At 33.8% G+C, this 20,553-nt stretch carries 22 protein-coding genes and 2 tRNA genes; 11 read left to right on the top strand and 13 right to left on the bottom strand.

Annotated features, from left to right (window positions below; all coding sequences use genetic code 11):
- Positions 1–32 precede the first annotated feature (32 nt).
- The 9 genes from rpsT to ABWU56_RS06840 all read right to left on the bottom strand — a co-directional run bounded on the left by rpsT (position 33) and on the right by ABWU56_RS06840 (position 7,215).
- Positions 33–302 carry a 30S ribosomal protein S20 gene (rpsT, locus tag ABWU56_RS06880; RefSeq protein ID WP_007302369.1) on the bottom strand — a complete coding sequence of 90 codons (270 nt, stop codon included), beginning with the start codon at positions 300–302 and terminating at the stop codon, positions 33–35.
- A 43-nt stretch (positions 303–345) separates the two neighbouring features.
- Positions 346–1,071 carry a lysophospholipid acyltransferase family protein gene (locus tag ABWU56_RS06875; protein ID WP_029237643.1) on the bottom strand — a complete coding sequence of 242 codons (726 nt, stop codon included), beginning with the start codon at positions 1,069–1,071 and terminating at the stop codon, positions 346–348.
- A 56-nt stretch (positions 1,072–1,127) separates the two neighbouring features.
- Positions 1,128–2,114, bottom strand: coding sequence for a site-specific tyrosine recombinase (locus ABWU56_RS06870; RefSeq protein ID WP_010404031.1), 987 nt, complete (start codon positions 2,112–2,114; stop codon positions 1,128–1,130).
- 370 nt (positions 2,115–2,484) lie between these two features.
- On the bottom strand, positions 2,485–3,120 hold the full coding sequence (locus ABWU56_RS06865) for a DnaA ATPase domain-containing protein (protein WP_353281409.1): 636 nt from the start codon (positions 3,118–3,120) through the stop codon (positions 2,485–2,487).
- 18 nt (positions 3,121–3,138) lie between these two features.
- Complete coding sequence (locus ABWU56_RS06860) at positions 3,139–3,300, bottom strand: hypothetical protein (protein WP_012481963.1); 162 nt, start codon at positions 3,298–3,300, stop codon at positions 3,139–3,141.
- Complete coding sequence (gene ltrA / locus ABWU56_RS06855) at positions 3,297–4,844, bottom strand: group II intron reverse transcriptase/maturase (protein ID WP_149168704.1); 1,548 nt, start codon at positions 4,842–4,844, stop codon at positions 3,297–3,299. Before ltrA ends, ABWU56_RS06860 begins: the two co-directional genes overlap by 4 nt.
- Before the next feature lie 435 nt (positions 4,845–5,279).
- Positions 5,280–5,477: a hypothetical protein gene (locus ABWU56_RS06850; RefSeq protein ID WP_230609272.1), complete on the bottom strand. Its 198-nt coding sequence runs from the start codon at positions 5,475–5,477 to the stop codon at positions 5,280–5,282.
- A gap of 48 nt (positions 5,478–5,525) precedes the next feature.
- The gene (locus ABWU56_RS06845; protein ID WP_319803561.1) at positions 5,526–6,599 is read right to left on the bottom strand and encodes an AI-2E family transporter; all 1,074 of its coding nucleotides are present in this window, start codon (positions 6,597–6,599) and stop codon (positions 5,526–5,528) included.
- Between the two features lie 49 nt (positions 6,600–6,648).
- Positions 6,649–7,215: an alpha/beta hydrolase gene (locus ABWU56_RS06840; protein WP_010404012.1), complete on the bottom strand. Its 567-nt coding sequence runs from the start codon at positions 7,213–7,215 to the stop codon at positions 6,649–6,651.
- Here ABWU56_RS06840 and ABWU56_RS06835 point away from each other — a divergent pair.
- Both ABWU56_RS06835 and ispD read left to right on the top strand, forming a co-directional pair.
- On the top strand, positions 7,214–7,360 hold the full coding sequence (locus tag ABWU56_RS06835; RefSeq protein ID WP_010404009.1) for a hypothetical protein: 147 nt from the start codon (positions 7,214–7,216) through the stop codon (positions 7,358–7,360). The two genes, ABWU56_RS06840 and ABWU56_RS06835, sit on opposite strands and share 2 nt — an antisense overlap.
- Before the next feature lie 278 nt (positions 7,361–7,638).
- Positions 7,639–8,844 (top strand): 2-C-methyl-D-erythritol 4-phosphate cytidylyltransferase, encoded by a 1,206-nt coding sequence (ispD, locus tag ABWU56_RS06830; protein ID WP_264376150.1) that lies wholly within the window; start codon positions 7,639–7,641, stop codon positions 8,842–8,844.
- Positions 8,845–8,928: 84 nt separating this feature from the next.
- Here ispD and ABWU56_RS06825 read toward each other — a convergent pair whose 3' ends face one another.
- The 3 genes from ABWU56_RS06825 to ABWU56_RS06815 all read right to left on the bottom strand — a co-directional run bounded on the left by ABWU56_RS06825 (position 8,929) and on the right by ABWU56_RS06815 (position 13,201).
- A complete protein-coding gene (locus tag ABWU56_RS06825) occupies positions 8,929–9,795 on the bottom strand; it encodes a ParB/RepB/Spo0J family partition protein (RefSeq protein WP_264376151.1) in 867 nt (288 codons plus the stop codon).
- Positions 9,792–10,634, bottom strand: coding sequence for a ParA family protein (locus ABWU56_RS06820; RefSeq protein WP_264376152.1), 843 nt, complete (start codon positions 10,632–10,634; stop codon positions 9,792–9,794). The genes ABWU56_RS06825 and ABWU56_RS06820 overlap by 4 nt, the downstream gene beginning before the upstream one ends.
- Positions 10,635–10,720: 86 nt before the next feature.
- Positions 10,721–13,201 (bottom strand): response regulator, encoded by a 2,481-nt coding sequence (locus tag ABWU56_RS06815; protein ID WP_064085912.1) that lies wholly within the window; start codon positions 13,199–13,201, stop codon positions 10,721–10,723.
- 159 nt (positions 13,202–13,360) lie between these two features.
- Here ABWU56_RS06815 and hemF point away from each other — a divergent pair, with 159 nt between their 5' ends.
- The 8 genes from hemF (at position 13,361) to sucD (ending at position 18,946) form a co-directional block, all read left to right on the top strand.
- Positions 13,361–14,185, top strand: coding sequence for an oxygen-dependent coproporphyrinogen oxidase (hemF, locus tag ABWU56_RS06810; protein ID WP_353281406.1), 825 nt, complete (start codon positions 13,361–13,363; stop codon positions 14,183–14,185).
- Between the two features lie 82 nt (positions 14,186–14,267).
- The gene (locus ABWU56_RS06805) at positions 14,268–15,407 is read left to right on the top strand and encodes a hypothetical protein (RefSeq protein ID WP_179949529.1); all 1,140 of its coding nucleotides are present in this window, start codon (positions 14,268–14,270) and stop codon (positions 15,405–15,407) included.
- A gap of 68 nt (positions 15,408–15,475) precedes the next feature.
- A tRNA-Glu gene (locus ABWU56_RS06800) sits at positions 15,476–15,547 on the top strand.
- Between the two features lie 32 nt (positions 15,548–15,579).
- Positions 15,580–16,275 (top strand): 16S rRNA (uracil(1498)-N(3))-methyltransferase, encoded by a 696-nt coding sequence (locus ABWU56_RS06795; RefSeq protein WP_015588133.1) that lies wholly within the window; start codon positions 15,580–15,582, stop codon positions 16,273–16,275.
- A 122-nt stretch (positions 16,276–16,397) separates the two neighbouring features.
- Positions 16,398–16,471 (top strand) — tRNA-Pro (locus tag ABWU56_RS06790).
- A 198-nt stretch (positions 16,472–16,669) separates the two neighbouring features.
- Positions 16,670–16,870 carry a 30S ribosomal protein S21 gene (gene rpsU, locus ABWU56_RS06785; RefSeq protein WP_007302350.1) on the top strand — a complete coding sequence of 67 codons (201 nt, stop codon included), beginning with the start codon at positions 16,670–16,672 and terminating at the stop codon, positions 16,868–16,870.
- A gap of 30 nt (positions 16,871–16,900) precedes the next feature.
- Positions 16,901–18,061, top strand: coding sequence for an ADP-forming succinate--CoA ligase subunit beta (sucC, locus tag ABWU56_RS06780; RefSeq protein WP_353281405.1), 1,161 nt, complete (start codon positions 16,901–16,903; stop codon positions 18,059–18,061).
- A 3-nt stretch (positions 18,062–18,064) separates the two neighbouring features.
- Complete coding sequence (gene sucD / locus ABWU56_RS06775) at positions 18,065–18,946, top strand: succinate--CoA ligase subunit alpha (protein ID WP_353281403.1); 882 nt, start codon at positions 18,065–18,067, stop codon at positions 18,944–18,946.
- Positions 18,947–18,952: 6 nt separating this feature from the next.
- Here the strand turns inward: sucD and dapF are convergent, their stop codons facing one another.
- A complete protein-coding gene (gene dapF / locus ABWU56_RS06770) occupies positions 18,953–19,747 on the bottom strand; it encodes a diaminopimelate epimerase (RefSeq protein WP_010403976.1) in 795 nt (264 codons plus the stop codon).
- A 105-nt stretch (positions 19,748–19,852) separates the two neighbouring features.
- Here dapF and ABWU56_RS06765 point away from each other — a divergent pair, with 105 nt between their 5' ends.
- A complete protein-coding gene (locus ABWU56_RS06765) occupies positions 19,853–20,527 on the top strand; it encodes a cellulase family glycosylhydrolase (RefSeq protein WP_353281401.1) in 675 nt (224 codons plus the stop codon).
- Positions 20,528–20,553: the final 26 nt, after the last annotated feature.

Genomic DNA, 20,553 nt, shown 5'->3' with positions numbered 1-20,553 from the left:
ATATTAATACAGCTAACTTTACATTAACCGTATTAAGCGGTCATCAATGCTTTTACTTTTGCATTTAAGCGACTTATTTTACGCGCAGCGGTATTCCTATGAATGACACCTTTATTTACACATTTATGTAAATTGGATTCAGCATTCCGAAATGCCAAGACAACATTCTCTTTATCACCAGACTTGATTATATCAACTAATCTTCTAATAGCAGTACGAGTTTTGCTTTTTCGCATCTTATTTACTAAAGTACGCTTTGCTATTACCTTCATCATTTTTTTAGCACTCTTATGATTTGCCATATATTAATACCTGTACTTTTCTTTTAATTATAAAGTTTTTTTGTTAATTTGCAATATCAGTTTTTTCTGCAATTAATCTACTACTTCTTTCTTCAATGATTTTTTCTAAACTTTGCAAGAATTCATTTTTGTTTAACCCAGGATATATGGGAGGTAATATTTCTATTACCGCCTTTCCGGGATTCTTTCTCAGAGAAAGTATGCTTTTTGGCCAAAACAAACCAGTGTTTAAAGCAATCGGTAACACAGGAACAGATAATACGCTATATAAAGCAGCAATACCCGATTGATATTTTATATTTTGGTTTATAGTTGTTCTTGTACCTTCAGGAAATATTATTATGCCTCTATTTTCTTTTATACACACTTTTGCTAATTTCATGATATGACGCACAGAACTAATACCATCTGAGCGGTTAATAAAAATCATTTTTAATGCCATGAGATGCAAACCAATGAATGGAATCCATTTCAATTCACGTTTTAAAATAAAAACTGCTTTTCTAAAAAGTAGTATAAAAATAAATGTTTCAAATGGAGATTGGTGTTTAGATGCAATTATAAAAGGTTGCTTAGGAATGTTTTCCATTCCCCTCACTTCATATTTAATGCCACATAATAAACGCAACATGAATAATACAACTCTCACCGAGCAAACAAGGAAAATGGTTATTACACACTCAGGAAAGAAAATTACAGGGAGAGTAATTAAAGTATAGAATACTTCCCATAATATAAGGAGTAAATTAAATAATAAACTTGCAATCACAAACACACGTAAACTTATTTGAATTTAACTTTACTACAAAACTAAAAGCAATAAGTTTAATTATTGATCATCTGAGTAATAGGATGAGAATCAGCTAATTTGTCCTTTAACTTTTCGTTAGCAATATGAGTATATATTTGTGTTGTAGAAAGATTAGTATGGCCAAGAATTTTTTGTATCAGCACAATATTTGCTCCGCTATTCAGTAGATGGGTAGCAAGAGAATGCCTAATCACATGTGGAGAGATTTTATTTTCATCAATATCGCACTTTCTTGCTAATTCCTTTATTAATTGACCAACTCTTTGCCTTGTAATTGGTTTATTAGGTTTATCACCTGGGAATAGCCAATCAGATTTTTTGTTGTTAGGGAGCAGATTGTCACGAATTGATAAATAATCTTTAAGGCTTTGCAATGCTTGTTGATTAAAAAAGATTTGCCTTTCTCTGCCACTTTTTCCCTTTATTATTATGTAGCCTTCCTTACCATTACTGTTTACTAAATGTGATACTTCACATAACTTCATATTGATTAGTTCAGAAACACGCATCCCGGAAGAGTAAAGAATATCTAAAATTGCACATAGCCTTTTACTGCTTATCTCTTTATTCGATCCGCTTGCTGATTTTTTTACTGTTTCCATGAGCAAAAATATTTCTTGAACACTTAAATACTTAGGCAAAGGACGGGAAACCTTTGGATTTCTTAATTCATTATCATTAGCCGGTGCTGGATTAAAATCTATTATTCCATCATTAAATAGGCACTTATAGAAATTTTTGATAGCAGATATTTTTCTTGATATAGAGCTAGTTTTATATTTCTTTTGTGTACGTAAAAAGTTTACATAATCTTTAATATTAGCTTTACTTGCACCAACTAAGGTAGTGCCTCCTTCTAATAAAAATTTTTCAAGTTGGTGTAAATCTGAACGATAACTTTCCAAAGTATTTTGTGTAGAGGATTTTTCGGAAACCAAAGTATCTATGTAATACGTTATGTAAAGATCCTCTTTTTTATTTTGTGGTTGTTTATTTTTCATTATCAGCTCCTATATTTATTTCTTTGACTATAATTTGATTAAAAGTATTTTTTGTATTTTTTATAAGAAAATATGAGATAAATAAAACATTTATCAATAAAGTAAGTACTACAAACCTTTGTTTTAACCTTTTTTTTAAATTTGATCTTATTTTTACCATATTTCAATTATAACATCAAATCTATAAAAAACATCCTGTAAAGTAAGTTTTACTATCATATAAAATATCCCTTAGCTATGTCTGTTTATGCTTATTACATCATAGCATTTATTATAATTTTAACATAAAGAGATAGTGATTTCAACTTCATTATTGTATGGGTATTAATAAATCTTTAATATATATAACAAATGTCTTGAGCAGAAGGAATCACTTGGGACTTTTTTTTAATAAAGTGTTAATAAAAGGAATGGTTACATTCGATCCTATGGATTCACTATCTATTTTTTCTATAATTTTATTAATGCTGTGGAAAGAACGTTCTATTCTTGCTAGAATATAATTAATCACTTTTAAATCAATTTTTAACTGTTTATCTGAAAATAGTTTTATTAGCATAATTCTTAATAATTCCTCGCTTGCAGGCAAAATTTTTACGCTGGTAGTTGACAATATTCGGGAGCTTAAATCTCTTAGTTTGAAGTTAAGCTTTTTTGGTGAAATTGAAGAAGTGATTAGCAGTCTCTTATCATTTTCTTTCATATAATTATAACAATGTAACAACATTTCCTCATCTTTAATGTTTTGTACATCCTCTAAAATAAACGCATCGCTATACCTCATTTCGCTTACAAAATTATTCACATTGATAAAAATTGCATTGTTTATTGATTGCCAAATATGAGCAAGGTGAGTTTTTCCAGAGCTGTTAGGTCCAAAAAGAATCAGGCATTTCCAAGATAAATCGTTAACTATTGAGTTATATACGTGCTTATTTTCGTCTAAGGTGATATAGTTTTGCCAGCAATAATCAACTTGATTATTGCTAAATAAATTTAATTGCACGTAAAGCCTCTTACATTACTACTTTTTGATAATAATTTTTGCATAAAAATTTACTTGGTCAGGTAAGGAAGCAGTATTACTACTACCCCCTCCCTTAGAAACGCAGCATGCAGGTTTCCCCACACTACGCTTGAGCCCCTTATCTAAGTTCTTCTTTTCTAGAACCGGCTTGTCCTTCATGATTCCTCAGGAAACATCATTCTTAATGGTGACACCAACAGTAGAGAACCTTCTCTTGAGAAAGAGCTTGCTAACATTCTTGTTCGTTTCACTCTCTCATCAAAATACTTTTTCCATTTTAAGTCAAGGGGATTTGCATCCGCTCTGATTTTAACATGTCGTCTGATAGGTATATCAATCAGCTTAAGCAGTCTTAAATACCGTATCTCTTTTGGTTTGTTCTTGCATATGGGTGCAGCAAAAACCCATTGGCGTTGACCCATTACTTTGAAGTAACGATTCTTTATCCAACGTAATCCTTTACGAGGATGTCTTTTCTTTGCCCATTTCCATAAACTATGCCAAATTTCATTGTCGATCTTTCTAAACGCTTTTTTAGCACACACATGGTGATAGTAATTTCCCCATCCTCTCAGTAGAGAGTTGAGTGACTTAATTACTATAGCCTGAGTGTTCGCTATATTTGCTTTTATCAATGTACGTGCTTTATTAAGAAGTCTTTTAATACTTTCTTTCGAAGGTTTAATAATTAACTTCTTATTATATCTACGTACATTACAACCAAGAAAGTCAAACCCTGTTGTGATAGATGTAATCTTTGTCTTCTCTTCTGACAGAATTAAACCTCGCTCATGAAGAAAAGATGATACTAAAGGCTTAACTTCCTTTTCCAGTACTTCATGTGTGAAACCTGAAATAATAAAGTCGTCTGCGTATCTGATTACATTCACTCCACTTCTGATTTTGTTTCTTTTTCTACTGCCGAGTTTACCAAATCGACTTTCCAATAACTTTTCAAGTCCGTTTAAGGCTAAATTGGCTAGTATTGGAGAAATTATACCACCTTGCGGGGTACCTGCAGTTGTGGGATACAGAGTTTTTGATTCTAGGAAGCCAGCTTTTAACCAACTATGCAGAATTTTTTTCTCCATAGGAATATGCTTCATAAGCCATTCATGATTAATGTTGTCAAAGCATCCTTTGATATCACCTTCAAGTATCCATTGTAGTTGATTACGACTTGCCAGTAACAAATGACAAGCTACTGTAGCATCTGCACAGGATCTTTTAGGTCTAAAGCCATAGGAGTGACGATCACTGATCGTTTCAGCTATCGGTTCCAGAGCAAACAGATATAATGCTTGCATGGCTCTATCTTTTATCGTGGGTATTCCAAGAGGTCTTCTTTTGCCATTAGATTTACTGATATAAATCCGTTTTAGCGGAGAAGGTTTATATCCTCTTTGCTTTAACTGCTTTATTCCTTGAAATTTAGCATTGCAAGTTGACCATAGTTGACGATCTACACCTGCTGTGGTTTTTCCTTGGTTTTCAGTTACTCTCTTAACAGCCAAAGCTTTTCCGCTAAAAGAGCGTGTGAGAAGATGTTGTAAAGCTTTTACCTTACCCCATCTTCCTTCTTGGACAGCCTTAACAATACGTCTTTGTAGCCTCACAATAACTTTCTGGCATTTCTTCCATGGCAATTGCTTCCATGCTTCAAAGCTTTCGGTAGATGCACTTACGGGTTTACTTGTAATCATCTGCTTTCCTACCTTAAGTGGTTAACAAAGTTTCTTGTCACGAGGGACCAAATGGAAGTCTGCTCGTTTTCACGCGAATTAATGTTACAAATTCTATCCATTTCGTTACAAAATGGCATTCGCTTTCTCCATTCTCCTTTACCTGCACTTCCATCAGCATTCCTTGCGGTTTGCTTGCCATGTAGGCGAAAATACAGGCTTACCCTGTTTCTCCAGTCATACAACAGTGGGTTAGGTGGCTTCTCTATACCGGTGGAGTTATTATTTGCGTACATCTAGAAATGAAAAATGTAACTTATCCACATTACCTTTTGGTCAGAGCTTATCAGCATCTTTAGCTCTTTCATCGTATCGGTACTTATAAAGCTTCACTTACGTTCACCATACCACTAGCCTAGCCCTCCAACCACATGATGCTTGCAGTTTATGCCCCTCTCACGATTGAGCATCTTCTTTTTCAAGAGGAGGTTCATTGTCCGCATCGCTTGGCACCAACCGGTTGCCCGATTCGCACTGATGCGTAGACTCAGACGGCAAAACATCTGGTTTAATAAGTTTTAGAATCCTTTCAGTTTCTTTCTGAATGAATTCCTCTCCTTTTAAACAATATGACCGAAGACTTTCAGGTCGCACCATCTCTCAAATGTATCAGAGGTCCTTTTTCTTTTTATCGTGAACTAATTAGCCATTTTTATAAAGCTCACTTTCAAAATATTTATTGATTGCATATTCTACTAATACACTGAACATTCCTATTATTGGAATAAAAAATAATATACCTATAAACCCAAAATATGAGGTGCATATGACAACTCCTAAAATAATGATAGTTGGATGTATATGAACTTTTTTTCCTATTAATAAAGGCACTAATATGCTTGAGTCTATTAATTGACCAACACTAAATAATAGCAAGACAGCAGTACTTTCAAACCATCCACTAAATTGAGTAATGGCGCTCAAAAATCCGATAATAGTGTATAATAATGGCCCTATATAGGGTATAAATGTTAATGTTCCTGATAAAATTCCAATAGCTACAGAATGCTTCAGCCCAATTATGCTAAGGCCCACGGAGTAAAAGATCATCATGACTATACATACGTTTAACTGTCCCTTTAGGTAATTAGATATAATGAAATCTACTTTGGAAAAATAACCTGCAGCTTTTTCTCTGTAAAGAATGGGAATTAGTTTATTAGCCTTTTCTACAATTGCAGGCCAATCACGTAATACATAAAAAAACACCACAAGCGTAATAGCTATTAATGATACCATGTAAATCAAATTAAAGCTTGAATTTAGCACTTGAATTATAAGATTACTGCCCATGCTAAGAGCATTTATAAAATAAGATATATAATCACTGTAATTTTCTACTAGATTTTTAGACAAGTGATCAAATAAACTATCTTCAGTTTTTATATTAAGAAATTCTAGCACAGAAGGAATCACTTTAAGCTTTAATGAAGGTATCTTATTCACTAAGAAATTTAATATTAAAGTAATTTGAAAATATATAATAGGTAAAACAAATGTGATAACTAATATAAAAGCTATCAATAAGGTAAGTATTATAAAAACTACAGAACATGAACGTGGTATTCTATATTTTTCAAACTTGGTTACTAGCGGGTTAAATAGATGTGCAACAAAAACAGATATTAGACACGGAACAATCATAGGACGCATCAAAAATAATGCCCCTATTATGAAAAGCAGTACACAACAAATAGTTATATGACGTTTTTGCATGTGTTTAGAATAGTTAATTTACCGAAAAATATACAGTTTTTTGTAAGTACTATCTATTCATTATTTTATTAGGCATGAGATCAGCCAAATTTTCACTCAATTGCCAACTAGATAAAACTCCGTTATGCGGGTTATCTGTAAAGCCTCTCAGATTAACGATCTTAATCGAATTTCTATTTAACAATAGATCATCTACTGCCTTTGCCAATTGTACAGGATATGGTATTAAGGTGTCTCTTTCATGATTAATGACTACTATTGGTATATTATCATTTTGTAGCTTTTGTATATTGCTTACTATATCAAAATCTAAATTTAGGACCTTAAGCATCTTTTTCAATAAGCATGAGGGCAGTACACTTAAAATTTTTGCTTGAGGAATTGGAAAATGCTTTATTGCATTATGAAAAGAGCTGAAAGTGCTAGTAAAAATAACGCCTCCAAGTTTAATATTTTTGTCTGTAAAATATTTTAATACTTCTGATGCAACTGCTCCTCCAAAGGAATGGCCGAAAAGTATGATGTTTTCAGGTTTTACACCCTTGTCCATTAATTCATTGATTTTTTTTATCGAAGACTGAGATAAGCTTTTATTCTTATTTATAAATGGAATCATGAGTATTGATATAGACAAAAAAGTGCAAATCAAAGCTGCTAATATTGCTGAATTCGCTGTCCTAGACGTCATTGGGTTGGTAAATAATATCAGAGCGGGTGATAATATGGATATTCCTAAAAATAAGAAACTAGCTATTGCGTAAGTTATATAGTTTTGAAATGCAATTGGGTATTTATGTGCATGAGTGTAGAAATTAGACCTATGGAGATATGTAGATCTATCTTGTATATACCTGGACGCATTTTTATAATTATCACCTATTCCATGAAAAAATATAAGATGTATCTCATTTTCTTTATGATACTTAGCAACGTGCATTATTTCCCTCTAACATATATTACACCTAGTAAAAGAATATTCTTTTTTGAGAATTGGATCAAACTTTTTTAAAATGCTAGATAACTTGTATTAACAACGAAAATGATAAGCATGTACACTAACAGACTTGAGGAATACAAGATAGCAGCATTAATAGTTGCAGCAGGAGTAGGCAGTAGATGCAATGCCAAAATCCCTAAACAGTATATAAAACTGGCAGGTAAGTCTGTTTTATTTCACACAATTAGAAAATTCTTAGCTAATCAGTACATAAGTTACATAAGAGTGGTAGTAAATGAAAGTCAAAAAGATTTCTATAAAGAAGTTACGTCATCAACTATAGATACTAAATTGCTGAGTCCAGTATGTGGAGAAAAAAGCAGGCAGAGTTCAGTTAAACTTGGACTGGAGAGTTTGCAAAAGATCAATCCAGATTTTGTTATTATACATGATGCTTGTAGGCCTTTTGTATCAAATATTCTAATAAATAACTTGATTGAATCTATGATTAATGGTCAATATACAGGAGTAGTTCCAGCAATAGAAGTCGAGGATACTATATCGTTGGTGAGTAATAATTTCGTTGAATCTACGATTTCAAGAGAAAAACTTAGAGCCATACAAACCCCTCAAATTTTTAATTTCAGAGAATTATTATCGTGCCATCAGTCAGTCAAAGAATTTACTGATGATTCATCACTAATGGTGGAGCATAAAAAACATGTTGCGATTATTGAAGGTGAGAAAAAGAATTTTAAGTTAACTACAAAAGAGGATATCAATATGGCAAAACTTCTCTTTGGAGAGCCAAAATTCCGTGTCGGAACCGGTTATGATATACATAAATTTGTTAAAATTCAAAATGATGCTAAGAGCTTTATAAAAATTTGCGGTGTGGAAATTGAGCATAATATGGCAATAGAGGCACATTCCGATGGTGATGTTGCAATACATGCAATCGTTGATGCAATACTCGGAGCACTAGGATGTGGCGATATAGGAGAACATTTTCCTCCTAATTCCTCTAAATGGAAGGATTGCAATTCATCTCATTTTCTTGACTTTGCTGCTAAAAAAGCACAGGAAAAAGGATATAGCGTGTCTAATTTAGATATTACTATAGTTTGTGAAGAGCCTAAAATATCGCCTTACAAAGCAGGAATGAAGGAATTCATATCAAAAATATTAGAAATTAATGATGAATTCGTAAATATCAAAGCAACCACAGCGGAAAAATTAGGTTCTATTGGAAGAAATGAGGGAATAGCAACGTATGCTTCTGTGCTATTGCGTGCAAATTTTTATTGAAGGTAGAAACGAAATAACTTACTTGACAAACTCCACCATTTCACTTCCATTGCAAGGAAAGTGGGAAGGTTTGTCAAGAAATTTCTATGAGCTACTTTCGACATTAATAGCTGATTCAAGTCTTCTATTCAAAATTTTCAATATAAAATCCAATTCATTTGAGTTGTTATAACGTATCATGACTTTACCCTTAGAATTACTGTCATTAATTTTGATCTTTAAACCAAGCTGAGAAGATATAGCTCCTTCTAATGCTGCCATATCTTGATTTTTAGTACAATTATGCTCTTTTCGGTCGTTATTTTGTTGTAAGTCTTTTATCAATTTTTCAGTTTGTCTAACGCTCAGGCCCTGAGAAACTATTCTTTCTGCAATACTTTCCGCATTTTCAACATTAATCAATGCTCTTGCATGACCCATAGACAATTTTTTCTCGTTGATCATTGTTTTTACTCCATTAGGGAGTGACAGCATTCGTATCATATTGGTTATGTGACTGCGGCTTTTACCTAAAGTTAAGGCTAATTCTTCGTGTGTATAGGAGAATTCATCTATTAGTTTTCTGTACGCCTCACCTTCTTCTATTGGATTAATATCTTGCCTCTGTATGTTTTCAATTATCGATACTTCTAAGCATTCCTTGTCATTTAAATCTTTTATGATAACCGGCACACTATCAAGATTTATGACCTTACTTGCTCGCCAACGACGTTCCCCTGCTACTATTTCATAACCTTCATTATTTGGATCTTTGCGCACCACAACAGGTTGTATTATACCATTTTTCTCTATCGAACCTGCAAGTTCTTTTAATGACTCCTCATCAAAATATTTTCTCGGCTGAAATTTGCTCGGGTGTAGTAATGAAATAGGTAACCGATCTTCTTTATTACCATAATTATCGCCTATGAGGCCAGCAAGACCTCTACCTAAGCGCCTATTGTCCTTCACGCTGCACCCTCACTTATCAGCTTTTTCTCTTTACAGATGCTCATGTGTTTCTTTAAAATTTCTTTTGCCAAACTTATATATGCTTGTGCACCAGGACACTTAAGATCATATACAATAGCAGGTTTTCCATGAGAAGGCGCTTCTGATAACCGTACGTTACGTGGAATAATGGTCTCATACAATGGGATGATAGTTTTATATACTTTATCATTTAAATACTGGCAAATATCATTTTTTATCTGCTCACTAAGTTTGTTGCGTCTGTCATACATTGTGAGCAATATTCCTTCTATTGCCAGGAAAGGGTTTAGGTTATTTCTTTTTATCAGCTCTACAGTCTTAACTAAATGGCTCAATCCTTCCAGAGCGAAAAATTCACACTGAAGAGGAACAATAATAGAGTTAGCAGCGGTCAAAGCATTGATAGTAAGCAGACCAAGTGATGGAGGGCAGTCGATGATTATGTACTCATAATTATCACGCACTTTCTCTAGAGTGTCTTTTAGTACGAATTTTCCCTGCTCAAGTTGTGATAGCTCAATTTCTGCAGCTGATAAGTCAACCACTGATGAAATCAGCGATAGATTTGGAATTTCCTTTATATTGAAAATTGCCGATTCCACCAATTCACTTTCGCTGCTCAGCAGTATTTTATATATATTTTTTTCTTCCCTGCTACGATAAGAAATCCCAAGTCCTGTACTAGCATTTCCTTGAGGGTCAAGATCTACCAGTAAAGTACTTTTTCCCACAGCAGCAAAGGCTGTTGATAAATTTATACTAGTTGTAGTTTTACCAACTCCACCCTTTTGATTTACTATTGCAATGATCTTGCTCACACCTTTTATCTTATGTATAAAATAACTCTATTGTATATATGCAAGAAATTTTTGCATTAGAAAAATTTTTTTGTTGCCAATCATGCTCAAAGTAAACTGCCTTTTTTTGTCTTGTGTAACACACTTTGAACCTTATTTCCTAACTCATTCAGAGTAAATGGTTTGGGTAAAAAATGGAAGTCTTCTATATTGATTTCATCGCTCTTTAAAAAAGCATCCTCTGTATACCCAGAAATAAAAATAACTTTGATGTTTGGCCTATGTATCAATGTTTCTTTAACTATTTCTGGACCACTCACCTCTGGCATGATTACATCAGTGATTATTAGATCTATGTGTTGATTTTTTTTTCTAATGATCTCTAGTGCCTCGCTGCCTATACTCGCTTCTATTACATTAAATCCTTTTCTTGTAAGAGCCTTAGCAGTAAATTCCCTTACTGAATCTTCATCTTCAATTAATAAAATTATACCATTACCTTTAATCTCTACCGGTTTCTCTATTTCTTTACTATCTTCCTCTTTATCATTTTCATCCGATATGTAAACTATGGGCAAAAATATGCTAAATTTAGTTCCATGATTCACTTTGCTAGCAACATAGATGTATCCTTCGGTTTGTTTAATAATGCCATATACAGTAGAGAGGCCAAGACCTGTACCAGAAGTAATATCTTTGGTAGAAAAAAATGGATCAAATGCCTTTTCAATTATATCACTCGTCATTCCACATCCAGTATCAATCACTTCAATCACAACATAATTCCCATGTTCAATCGTTTCCTTATCTGGAGAAAACATATCCTGAGGTGTAGAATTTAATGAATCAACCTTTTGATTAAAGGTTCGTATAGTTAACTCTCCCCCCTTTTCCATAGCAGCACCAGCATTAACTGCTAAGTTAAGCATAACTTGCTCTAATTGTCCTTGGTCAGCCCTAACAGCACCCAAATCGCTACCATAATAAATATTAAATTTTATATTTTCACCTATTAATCTTTTGATCATTTCATAAAGATTAGCTATCGTACCATTTACATTAATAATCTTTGGCTGCAAAGTCTGTCTTCTTGAAAAAGCAAGCAGTTGTCTTACTAAATTTGACCCACGTTTTGCATTTTGCTGTATCTGTATTATATCTCCAAAAGATGGATCGCTAGCTGAGTGCTGGAGTAAAAGCAAATCACAAAATCCTATTATTCCGGTTAATATATTATTGAAATCATGTGCAATACCACCTGCTAATTGCCCTATAGCTTGCACCTTTTGATAATGCTCAAGTTTTATCTCTAGTTTTTTACGTTCAGTATTATCAATAAAATAACAAAGTATGAACATCACTTTATTATGAAGAAACTTATTAAAATATATTTTCATGTTATTACCGCCATTGAGCTGCACATCAAAGGACGCATTATTTATCCTATTACTTGAAAAATATTCACGCACTTTCATATGATAACCATCTGATATCAATGCAAAGATAGAACCATTATTTGACCCCGCAAGTTTTACTAATGCTATATTTTTCTTTATAAAATTGCCATTTATGTCGCATTGTGCAATAGCAATTGACGAATTTGTAAAACAAGGGTGTAGTTGATAATCAACAATATTTGATTCAGTTGGTGTTATAAAGCCGTGTATATAGCTATGATTGTATTTATCACAAAATATAGCAGTACTCATATAAGCCTTAAATGGAGCACCGCTTATAGTAAAAAACATAATTTCATTTTTGGTTATTGTATCGTCATACTTAGATTGAGATATAAAATCATTGATTGAGCTACCTTTTTCCAATTTTTTTAGTTCAAACATGTCTAAAAATCTTTTATTTACAGATAAGATACCTCCTTTTGTATTTGCAACGTAAGTTGCTATATTGTGTTTCTCTATCAACTCTTCATATACCTGCTCTTTGTTTACCTGTGTTGCCTTCAGTACAAAATACCCATTCGGTCTTGCTATTGGGGCTAATGATAAATTTAAAGTCTTATTACTATTTATAGCAATTTGTGGATTATCCGGTATTGGTTCAGAGAGCAAAAGAAAGTTAGATATTCTACTCTTCTTGCTTAAGGAAATGCATACTTTTACAGAAGTGTTATTTCTTAACGCATGATAGAGTGATTTTCTGTCTTTTTCTGACACATCTCCTGCTTCAAGGATTTTATCTAGCGTAACATCATCGTTTATGTGATCTTTAAACCTTTCGTAGAACCTCGCATCAGCATAAATAATACCCTCATCTTTATGTAAAATGAGACAAAACTCTGTATTATGATTCAGCGCATTTGCAAATATTGCATTTTGAAACTCTATGATATTAAGTAGATACTTGTAACGTTTTATATTATATGCCACAAAGAGAGTCATTAGAATGCTAATTAATAAATTAATCTCTATATTAACATGCTGACTATATACATTAGAAAAATAGAGTACTGATATTGCTATTGGAGGTAAGAACATAATGACTGCCATCACAATAATTGACATCCCATAATTTCTTAGTATGAAGTCAACTCTGTTCTCTTTTTTGTTATCTATGTATCTTTTACTCATTATTATTGCTTGGCATCCTTGCACATATAAAAATATTCTACTATATTGATTTAATTATTATAGATTTATTAACATCCTTGATGGGTAGTTACTATCCCAATCTAATTAATTCCTGTAAATATAGAGTAGAATAATATTAATAAGCCAACAGAAGGCATTATGGAAAAACAAAAGACACAAGCATTTGAATGGTTCTGCGCACTGAGAAACAAGATCACCGAATCTTTCTTATCAATTGAGTTACAGTCATTCACAGAACCAAAAATCGAAAAAAGAAAGTGGAACCGACCAGGTGGAGGAAGTGGTGAATCTACAATTATCTTTGGTAATATTTTTGAAAAAGTTGGAGTAAACGTTTCAAGAGTATACGGAAAGCTCGCAGACTCAGCCATTAATGAAATTCCTGGTGCAAGTGAAAGCAATGGAGAGTTTTGGGCAAGCGGTATATCTTTAGTGTCTCACATGCAATCTCCCCTTATCCCTGCAGCACATATGAACACAAGGCTGATATATACCTCAAAACAATGGTTTGGTGGAGGAATGGACTTTACTCCAATTTATAAAGATGAGGGAGATTGCAAGTATATTCACGAATCAATTAAAGCAACTTGCGATGAGTTCAACATCGAATATTATCCGAAATTTAAAAAGCAATGTGATGATTACTTTTTTTTACAACATAGAAAAGAGCCACGTGGTATTGGTGGAATTTTTTATGACAATCTAACTTCTGGCAAATGGAAAAATGATTTTGAGTTCACAAAAGCAGTAGGTGAAGCCTTTTTAGAAATTTACTTACACATCATACACAAACATATGCAAAAATCTTGGACAAAAGAACAACGAGAAGAACAATTGATAAAACGTGGCAGATATGTGGAGTTCAATCTTCTTTATGATCGTGGTACAAGGTTTGGTTTAATGACTAATGGTAACCCCGATGCAATTATGATGTCGATGCCGCCTCTTGTCAAGTGGGTGTGAAAAGCGGTTATTAATATAAAATAAATCGTTATAGTTTAAAATTGTACCACAATGGTGAGCTTTTATATAGAGGGGTACAATCATGGGTATAGTAGATAGTTTTTTAATTAAATCCGCTAGAAATAGCAATATAAGAGGCGTGAGGCTAGCTTTAAGTCTTCATAACATAGTAAACAGCTTTGAAAAACTCTTTTCTAGAATTAATCCTTTTAGGAACAAGGGGTCATTTGACTTGAATAATGATCAAACTTTAAATCGAGCTTTAGAGTATGCAGTAACAAATCTTGATCATAATGTAATGACGTTACTTATTAGTGCTGGAGCAAATATTAATGAAATAAATAATAGTATAGGAAATGTAATCCTTCAATACAAAATAGCATCAGAAGCTATGCAGTACGGAGATAAGGACAGTCTCAAAGATCGTAAAGAAAAATGTTGTTTAGTGCTTGGTGAGCTAATAAAAAAAGAAAGAAAAGAAATATTGGAGATTTTGAAACAAACGGAAAGTTGTGACAAGCTTAAAGAGGAAGTAGAGCTAAAATTTAAGGCCAACTCACCTAAAAAACCTCCTAGAATTTTTGAGCATGATGATATTTTACTTTTAAAAGAGCCCATTTATGATGAGGTATATGACGCTAAGGTTAGTAACTCATTAGAAGAGTTGAGCGTATCGGAAGAATCCATTTATGCTGAAGTATATGATTTGCATAAAAGATCTACTGAAAATTTATCATTGAAAGATAGTGGTTATTCTAGTATATCAGGAGAACCTATTTATGAAGATGTAGATGATTTCTCAGAGCAAAAAAAGCCCACTAGCTTAAATCATAAAGAGCAACCAGAGCCTATTTATGCTAAAGTAGATTTATCGAAAAAGAGATCAGAAAGACAAGCAAAACATATAAAAGATAATTCTGGGACTTATCATGGATTAGTGCAGGATAAAGTGAATAATTTGCAAGTAAAACTAAATGAGCAAAGTGCTAATAAGCCAGCGAGTCAGCAAATCAAGACCAAGGCTGGCTTTAACGTAAAAGAAATAAGGCAAAATTTTGAGCGTAGAGATTCTGGATACGATTCTGGCTATGATTCAGATACAAAAGTTGAACAAAAATTAGATTTAGGATCTAAAGCTCCTAAATCTGAGATAGGTTCAGTAAGCATTGAACATGGGGTAATAGGAGGCTGTCGATATAAAATCACTGATATATCACTCTAACTGTGTGATTCAAAATAATTGAATTGACTTTATATGTATAATCGATATAACTCAGTTAGATTCAAGTCGACTCTTTCGTCTAGTGGTTAGGACACCACCCTTTCACGGTGGTAACACGGGTTCAAATCCCGTAAGAGTCACTCAAACAGAATGCAAATAACTAAAGTTTTGAATGAAAAAAATTAGGCTTTATGTTGAAGAAGCTTTATCACAAAATGTAAGTTTGGCTCTTCATCCACGACAAAGTCACTATATTTACAATGTAATGCGGCTTAAGAAGCATGATAACATCTATCTTTTTAATGGAAAGGATGGAGAATGGTTAGGAGAAGTAGTGAATATATCAAGTAAATCGACAAAAATTATAATAAAAGAACGCACTAAACAACAACAACATGAAAAAAATCTATATTTGTATTGTGCTCTGGTAAAAAGCGGCGCCTTAAGCAACATAGTAAGACAAGCAACTGAAATGGGAGTAACCTGCATTCAATTTATTTCAACAGAACGTACAGTAGTAAAAAACATTAACCTAAGTAGAGCGAAATTACAGGCAATTGAAGCTGCGGAACAATCCGGTAGGACAAGTATACCACAGATTTTTCTTCCTATTAATTTTTGTGAATTATCCGATTCCCAGAATAAAAATTTTGTTTTGTGTGATGAAACAGGTGAAGGACAACCTCCTAATAAAGTTCTAAAAGGCAAGAAAAACGTTGCTATTATTGTTGGCCCCGAAGGTGGTTTTTCATCTTACGAACTTGATTCTGCCAATAAATTTTGTCAGAAACTGAGTCTAGGAAAAAGAATTTTGAGAGTTGATACTGCTGTAGTTGCTGCATTAACCTTCACCAATTGGTATAGCTAGATTTTTTAATATGGCTAGTGCAACTTGACACTCTATATAAAGAAATCTGCATTATATTTTTCCTAAAAGAAATAAATGAAACTTGCATTTTTCCGAACTATCGATACTCTTAGTAAAGAAGTCGGGGCGTAGCGCAGCCTGGTAGCGCATTTGGTTTGGGACCAAAGGGTCGGGAGTTCAAATCTCTCCGCCCCGAGATTAGAAAAATTACAAGAGCACTGTAACCTAAGAGCAATTTTTATCAGCAAGTAAATGATTGACAGCAGAATGAAGCTTTTTTCATATAAATCACTGCATACCATATTCTATCGCTCAAGTTTATAAAATAATTGACAATGTTAATTTTCTAATTTATAAATGGATTTTGAAGTGATTACCGAAGGAGGTATAGAGTTTGATTGAAGTATCAGTCCATTATGGTGATGTAGATAGAGCTCTTCCAGTGTTGAGAAAAATAATTCAAAAGGAAGGAAGAGGGCTCAAAATGAAAAAAAAATATCACGAAAAGAAATCAGAGAAAACAGCTAAAAAAAAAGCTGAAGCAAGGAAAAAGAGGTATCAGCAAGAATGCAGAAGACAGCGTTATGGTTGGTAGTTTTTACTAAGGTTAATAATTAGTTATCTTATGAATATTCATGAATATCAAGCAAAGGAAATTTTACACAAGTTTAATGTCCCGGTACCAAAGGGTTTTGTTGCTACATCTGCAGAAGGAGTAGAAACTCAAATAAATCAACTAAAATCTGACGTGTTTGTGGTTAAAGCTCAGATTCATGCAGGTGGTAGGGGTAAGGCTGGTGGCGTAAAGCTAGCAAAGTCAACTAAAGAAGCTCAACAACTTGTAAAGGACATGCTTGGCATAACTTTAGTTACTCATCAAACAGGGCCTAGTGGACAGCAGGTAAGAAGAGTATACATTGAGGAAGGTTCAAGCATTAAAAAAGAGTACTATTTGAGTCTAGTAGTTGATCCAAAGCTCAGTAGGTTAGTATTTATATTTTCCTCAGAAGGTGGAATGGATATTGAAGAAGTGGCAAAAAATTCTCCTACAAAAATTGTGAAATTTGATATTGACCCTGCTACTGGTTTTACAAATCTTGATAACAGTAAACTTGCCAATAATTTTAATTTGAATTCAGAACAAATAGAAAGAATAACAAATATTGCAAAAAATATATATGATGCGTTTATTACAACTGATGCAAGCCAAATAGAAATTAACCCACTAGTTGAAACAAATTCCGGGGATTTTGTTGCACTTGATGCTAAAATTAATTTTGATGACAACGCTTTATATCGTCATCCAGAAATCGTGCAGCTTCGTGATTATGATGAAGAAGTTAAAGAAGAGATAGAAGCTTCAAAACATGGACTTAGTTACATCAAAATGGATGGCAATATTGGTTGCATGGTGAACGGTGCAGGTCTTGCTATGGCAACAATGGATATAATAAAGTACTATGGAGCAGAGCCTGCTAACTTTCTAGATGTTGGTGGTGGAGCAAGTAAGGAAACTGTCACTGAAGCATTTAAAATTATATTATCTGATAGTAATGTACAAGGAATTTTCGTTAATATATTTGGCGGTATAATGCGTTGTGATATCATTGCAAATGGAATAGTTGAAGCTGCAAAAGAAATAGATATTAAGGTCCCTTTAGTGGTTAGACTATCAGGCACTAACTTTAAAGAAGGAAAAAGAATTTTAGAAGAGTCAGGGCTAAATATTATTGCTGCAGACGAACTTGACGAGGCTGCACAGAAAATAGTACAAGAGGTGAAGTAGAGTATGTCTGTTTTAGTAAATAAAGATACAAGATTAATATGCCAGGGCTTTACTGGTGCACAAGGTACATTTCATTCAGAACAAGCAATTAGCTATGGAACCAAAATGGTTGGCGGTGTAACTCCTAGCAAGGGTGGAAGCACTCACCTTAATTTACCAGTTTTTAATACCGTAGCAGAAGCTAAAGAAAAAACTGATGTGAATGCTACTGTGATATATGTACCTGCTAAATTTGCAGCTGATGCAATACTTGAGGCAATAGATGCAGAGATAGAATTAATAGTTTGCATCACAGAGGGCATTCCTATACTTGACATGGTAAAGGTAAAGCACGCTCTCGCTGTTTCAAACAGTCGATTGATTGGCCCAAACTGTCCAGGGGTTATTACACCCGAAGAATGCAAAATAGGAATTATGCCAGGACATATTCACAGACGTGGACATATAGGAATTATGTCTCGTTCTGGAACTTTAACTTATGAAGCAGTAGCACAAACAACCGCTGTTGGTCTTGGTCAGTCAACATGTATAGGAATTGGAGGGGATCCTGTTCATGGTATGACGTTTGTTGACTGTATGGAGCTCTTTTTAAAAGATGACGATACTCATGGTATTGTAGTTATTGGTGAAATAGGTGGAAACGAAGAAGAGGATGTATCACATTTTGTGAAAACAGAAAAAACTAAAAAGCCAATCGTTGGTTTTGTAGCAGGTCAAACAGCACCTCCAGGAAGACGTATGGGGCACGCTGGGGCTATTATCTCCTCTAGTGGCGGAAGTGCTGGTGCAAAGTTAGAGGTTATGCGCAGTGCTGGGATTGCGATTGCAGAAACCCCTGCTGTGATTGGTAAAAAGGTGTTAGAAGTAATGAGTGTCAGTGCCTAGCCTAGGTCATAAAAACCCTATATCCCCAGTCATCAGTATATTTTTTGACCACTCAATCAGTAACTGACCTCCTGGTAAATGCACTGAAGTTTGTTTAGTAGCCAAACACTTACGAAGTATAGATGCAACAAATGCTGCACAAGCCGCACTACCACATGAAGCAGTAATACCTGTTCCTCTTTCCCAAACTCTTAAGTTTATTTCTCCAGATTTTTCTATTTGTGCAATACTAACATTTGTTTTCTGAGGAAATAATTCGTGATTTTCTAGCTTTGGTCCTAAATTCTGCAATGGTATTTCGCTTATGTTATCAACAAAAAAAACTATATGAGGGTTACCAATATTTACTGCAACTGGCTCTTTCAGCATTTCAAGCTCTATAGGTAGATAAAGGGGATCGCATTCACAAGAAAGAGGAATTTCATTCCATTTAAGCAGTGGTTTACCCATATTGACCTTTATTGATTTATCACCTACTTTAAAACATTCTAAGATACGATTATTTATCAGCTCAATAGTGATATATTCAGTACCTTTTTCTAACATTATCAAATATCCAACACAGCGTGCTGCGTTTCCACACATTTCAGCTCGACTACCGTCAGCATTGTAGATATGCATAAAGCAGTTTGCAGCATTAGACATTGTTATAATTATCACTTGATCACAACTGCCTTGATCAGCAATTTGTCTATAATTCCAGTCTAAATTATTTGCTGAACGTGAGTCTATGATAACAAAACTATTGCCAGTACCATGCATCTTTACAAACGGGATCTTGTCTGTTAGGTTACTTACCATTATAGCAAAATTATATAAGTGAAAATTTTTCTTCTAATTACAGCTGTTTTGTATTCTATAGTTTTCTGTAATGTGAGTGCTAAGTCAATACCGGAGAACAGCAAAATGCTCTTTTGGCAAACTGGAGTTAGAAAGGGAGCAAATGTTTTCAATAGAAAAGTTGATAGTGACTTAATCAAAGCAGCAAAGGAATACAAAATTGGTTTTATTCGTCTTGCTCCTGACAAATTTGAAACTACGCAACGTGACTTCCTCTTAGGCAATGCAGACAATTATCCGGGCCTGATTTCCAAAGACCTGAAAGTTCTGAAAGATGTTTTAGATGCTTTTCATCAACAAAAAATACCAGTAGTGTTAACGATGCTTAGCTTACCTGGATCTAGATGGAAGCAAAATAATAACGATAAAGATGATTTACGTTTATGGTCAGATCAAGCTTTTCAAAAACAAGCAGCAAAATTTTGGCAAGATCTTGCAAGAGAACTTAAGGACCATCCTGCCATTGTTGGATATAATATCTTAAATGAACCACATCCAGAAAGGCTTTATAATACTAACAATTCTGCCATTCATAATGTAGAACAAAGTAGAATTCAGAAAGATTTATTTAGGTTTTATAGCAGCATGGTATATAGCATCTGCCGAATTGACCTAAAAACCCCTATCATACTGGACAGCGCCGGACAGATAAAACCTGTCAAACCAAAAAGAAACTTCCTAGCTGAGTGTATAGCAAATTTTATGTATAATTTTGTAGAGAAGAGCTTTTTGCAGTTATAGCCGAACTGTGCAATGGTGACTTAAGT

The sequence above is a fragment of the Wolbachia endosymbiont (group B) of Horisme vitalbata genome (assembly GCF_964028625.1).
GTDB lineage: Bacteria > Pseudomonadota > Alphaproteobacteria > Rickettsiales > Anaplasmataceae > Wolbachia.
This window is presented reverse-complemented; position numbering and strand designations above follow the sequence as displayed.

What these genes read in the sequence shown, in the direction of transcription:
- rpsT (WP_007302369.1), bottom strand. Translation starts at nt 302, where the DNA reads ATGGCAAATCATAAGAGTGCTAAAAAAATGATGAAGGTAATAGCAAAG.
- ABWU56_RS06870 (WP_010404031.1), bottom strand. Translation starts at nt 2,114, where the DNA reads ATGAAAAATAAACAACCACAAAATAAAAAAGAGGATCTTTACATAACG.
- ABWU56_RS06860 (WP_012481963.1), bottom strand. Translation starts at nt 3,300, where the DNA reads ATGAAGGACAAGCCGGTTCTAGAAAAGAAGAACTTAGATAAGGGGCTC.
- ltrA (WP_149168704.1), bottom strand. Translation starts at nt 4,844, where the DNA reads ATGATTACAAGTAAACCCGTAAGTGCATCTACCGAAAGCTTTGAAGCA.
- ABWU56_RS06845 (WP_319803561.1), bottom strand. Translation starts at nt 6,599, where the DNA reads ATGCAAAAACGTCATATAACTATTTGTTGTGTACTGCTTTTCATAATA.
- ABWU56_RS06835 (WP_010404009.1), top strand. Translation starts at nt 7,214, where the DNA reads ATGAGTATTGATATAGACAAAAAAGTGCAAATCAAAGCTGCTAATATT.
- ABWU56_RS06840 (WP_010404012.1), bottom strand. Translation starts at nt 7,215, where the DNA reads ATGATTCCATTTATAAATAAGAATAAAAGCTTATCTCAGTCTTCGATA.
- ispD (WP_264376150.1), top strand. Translation starts at nt 7,639, where the DNA reads ATGATAAGCATGTACACTAACAGACTTGAGGAATACAAGATAGCAGCA.
- ABWU56_RS06815 (WP_064085912.1), bottom strand. Translation starts at nt 13,201, where the DNA reads ATGAGTAAAAGATACATAGATAACAAAAAAGAGAACAGAGTTGACTTC.
- hemF (WP_353281406.1), top strand. Translation starts at nt 13,361, where the DNA reads ATGGAAAAACAAAAGACACAAGCATTTGAATGGTTCTGCGCACTGAGA.
- ABWU56_RS06805 (WP_179949529.1), top strand. Translation starts at nt 14,268, where the DNA reads ATGGGTATAGTAGATAGTTTTTTAATTAAATCCGCTAGAAATAGCAAT.
- ABWU56_RS06795 (WP_015588133.1), top strand. Translation starts at nt 15,580, where the DNA reads ATGAAAAAAATTAGGCTTTATGTTGAAGAAGCTTTATCACAAAATGTA.
- sucC (WP_353281405.1), top strand. Translation starts at nt 16,901, where the DNA reads ATGAATATTCATGAATATCAAGCAAAGGAAATTTTACACAAGTTTAAT.
- sucD (WP_353281403.1), top strand. Translation starts at nt 18,065, where the DNA reads ATGTCTGTTTTAGTAAATAAAGATACAAGATTAATATGCCAGGGCTTT.
- dapF (WP_010403976.1), bottom strand. Translation starts at nt 19,747, where the DNA reads ATGGTAAGTAACCTAACAGACAAGATCCCGTTTGTAAAGATGCATGGT.
- ABWU56_RS06765 (WP_353281401.1), top strand. Translation starts at nt 19,853, where the DNA reads ATGCTCTTTTGGCAAACTGGAGTTAGAAAGGGAGCAAATGTTTTCAAT.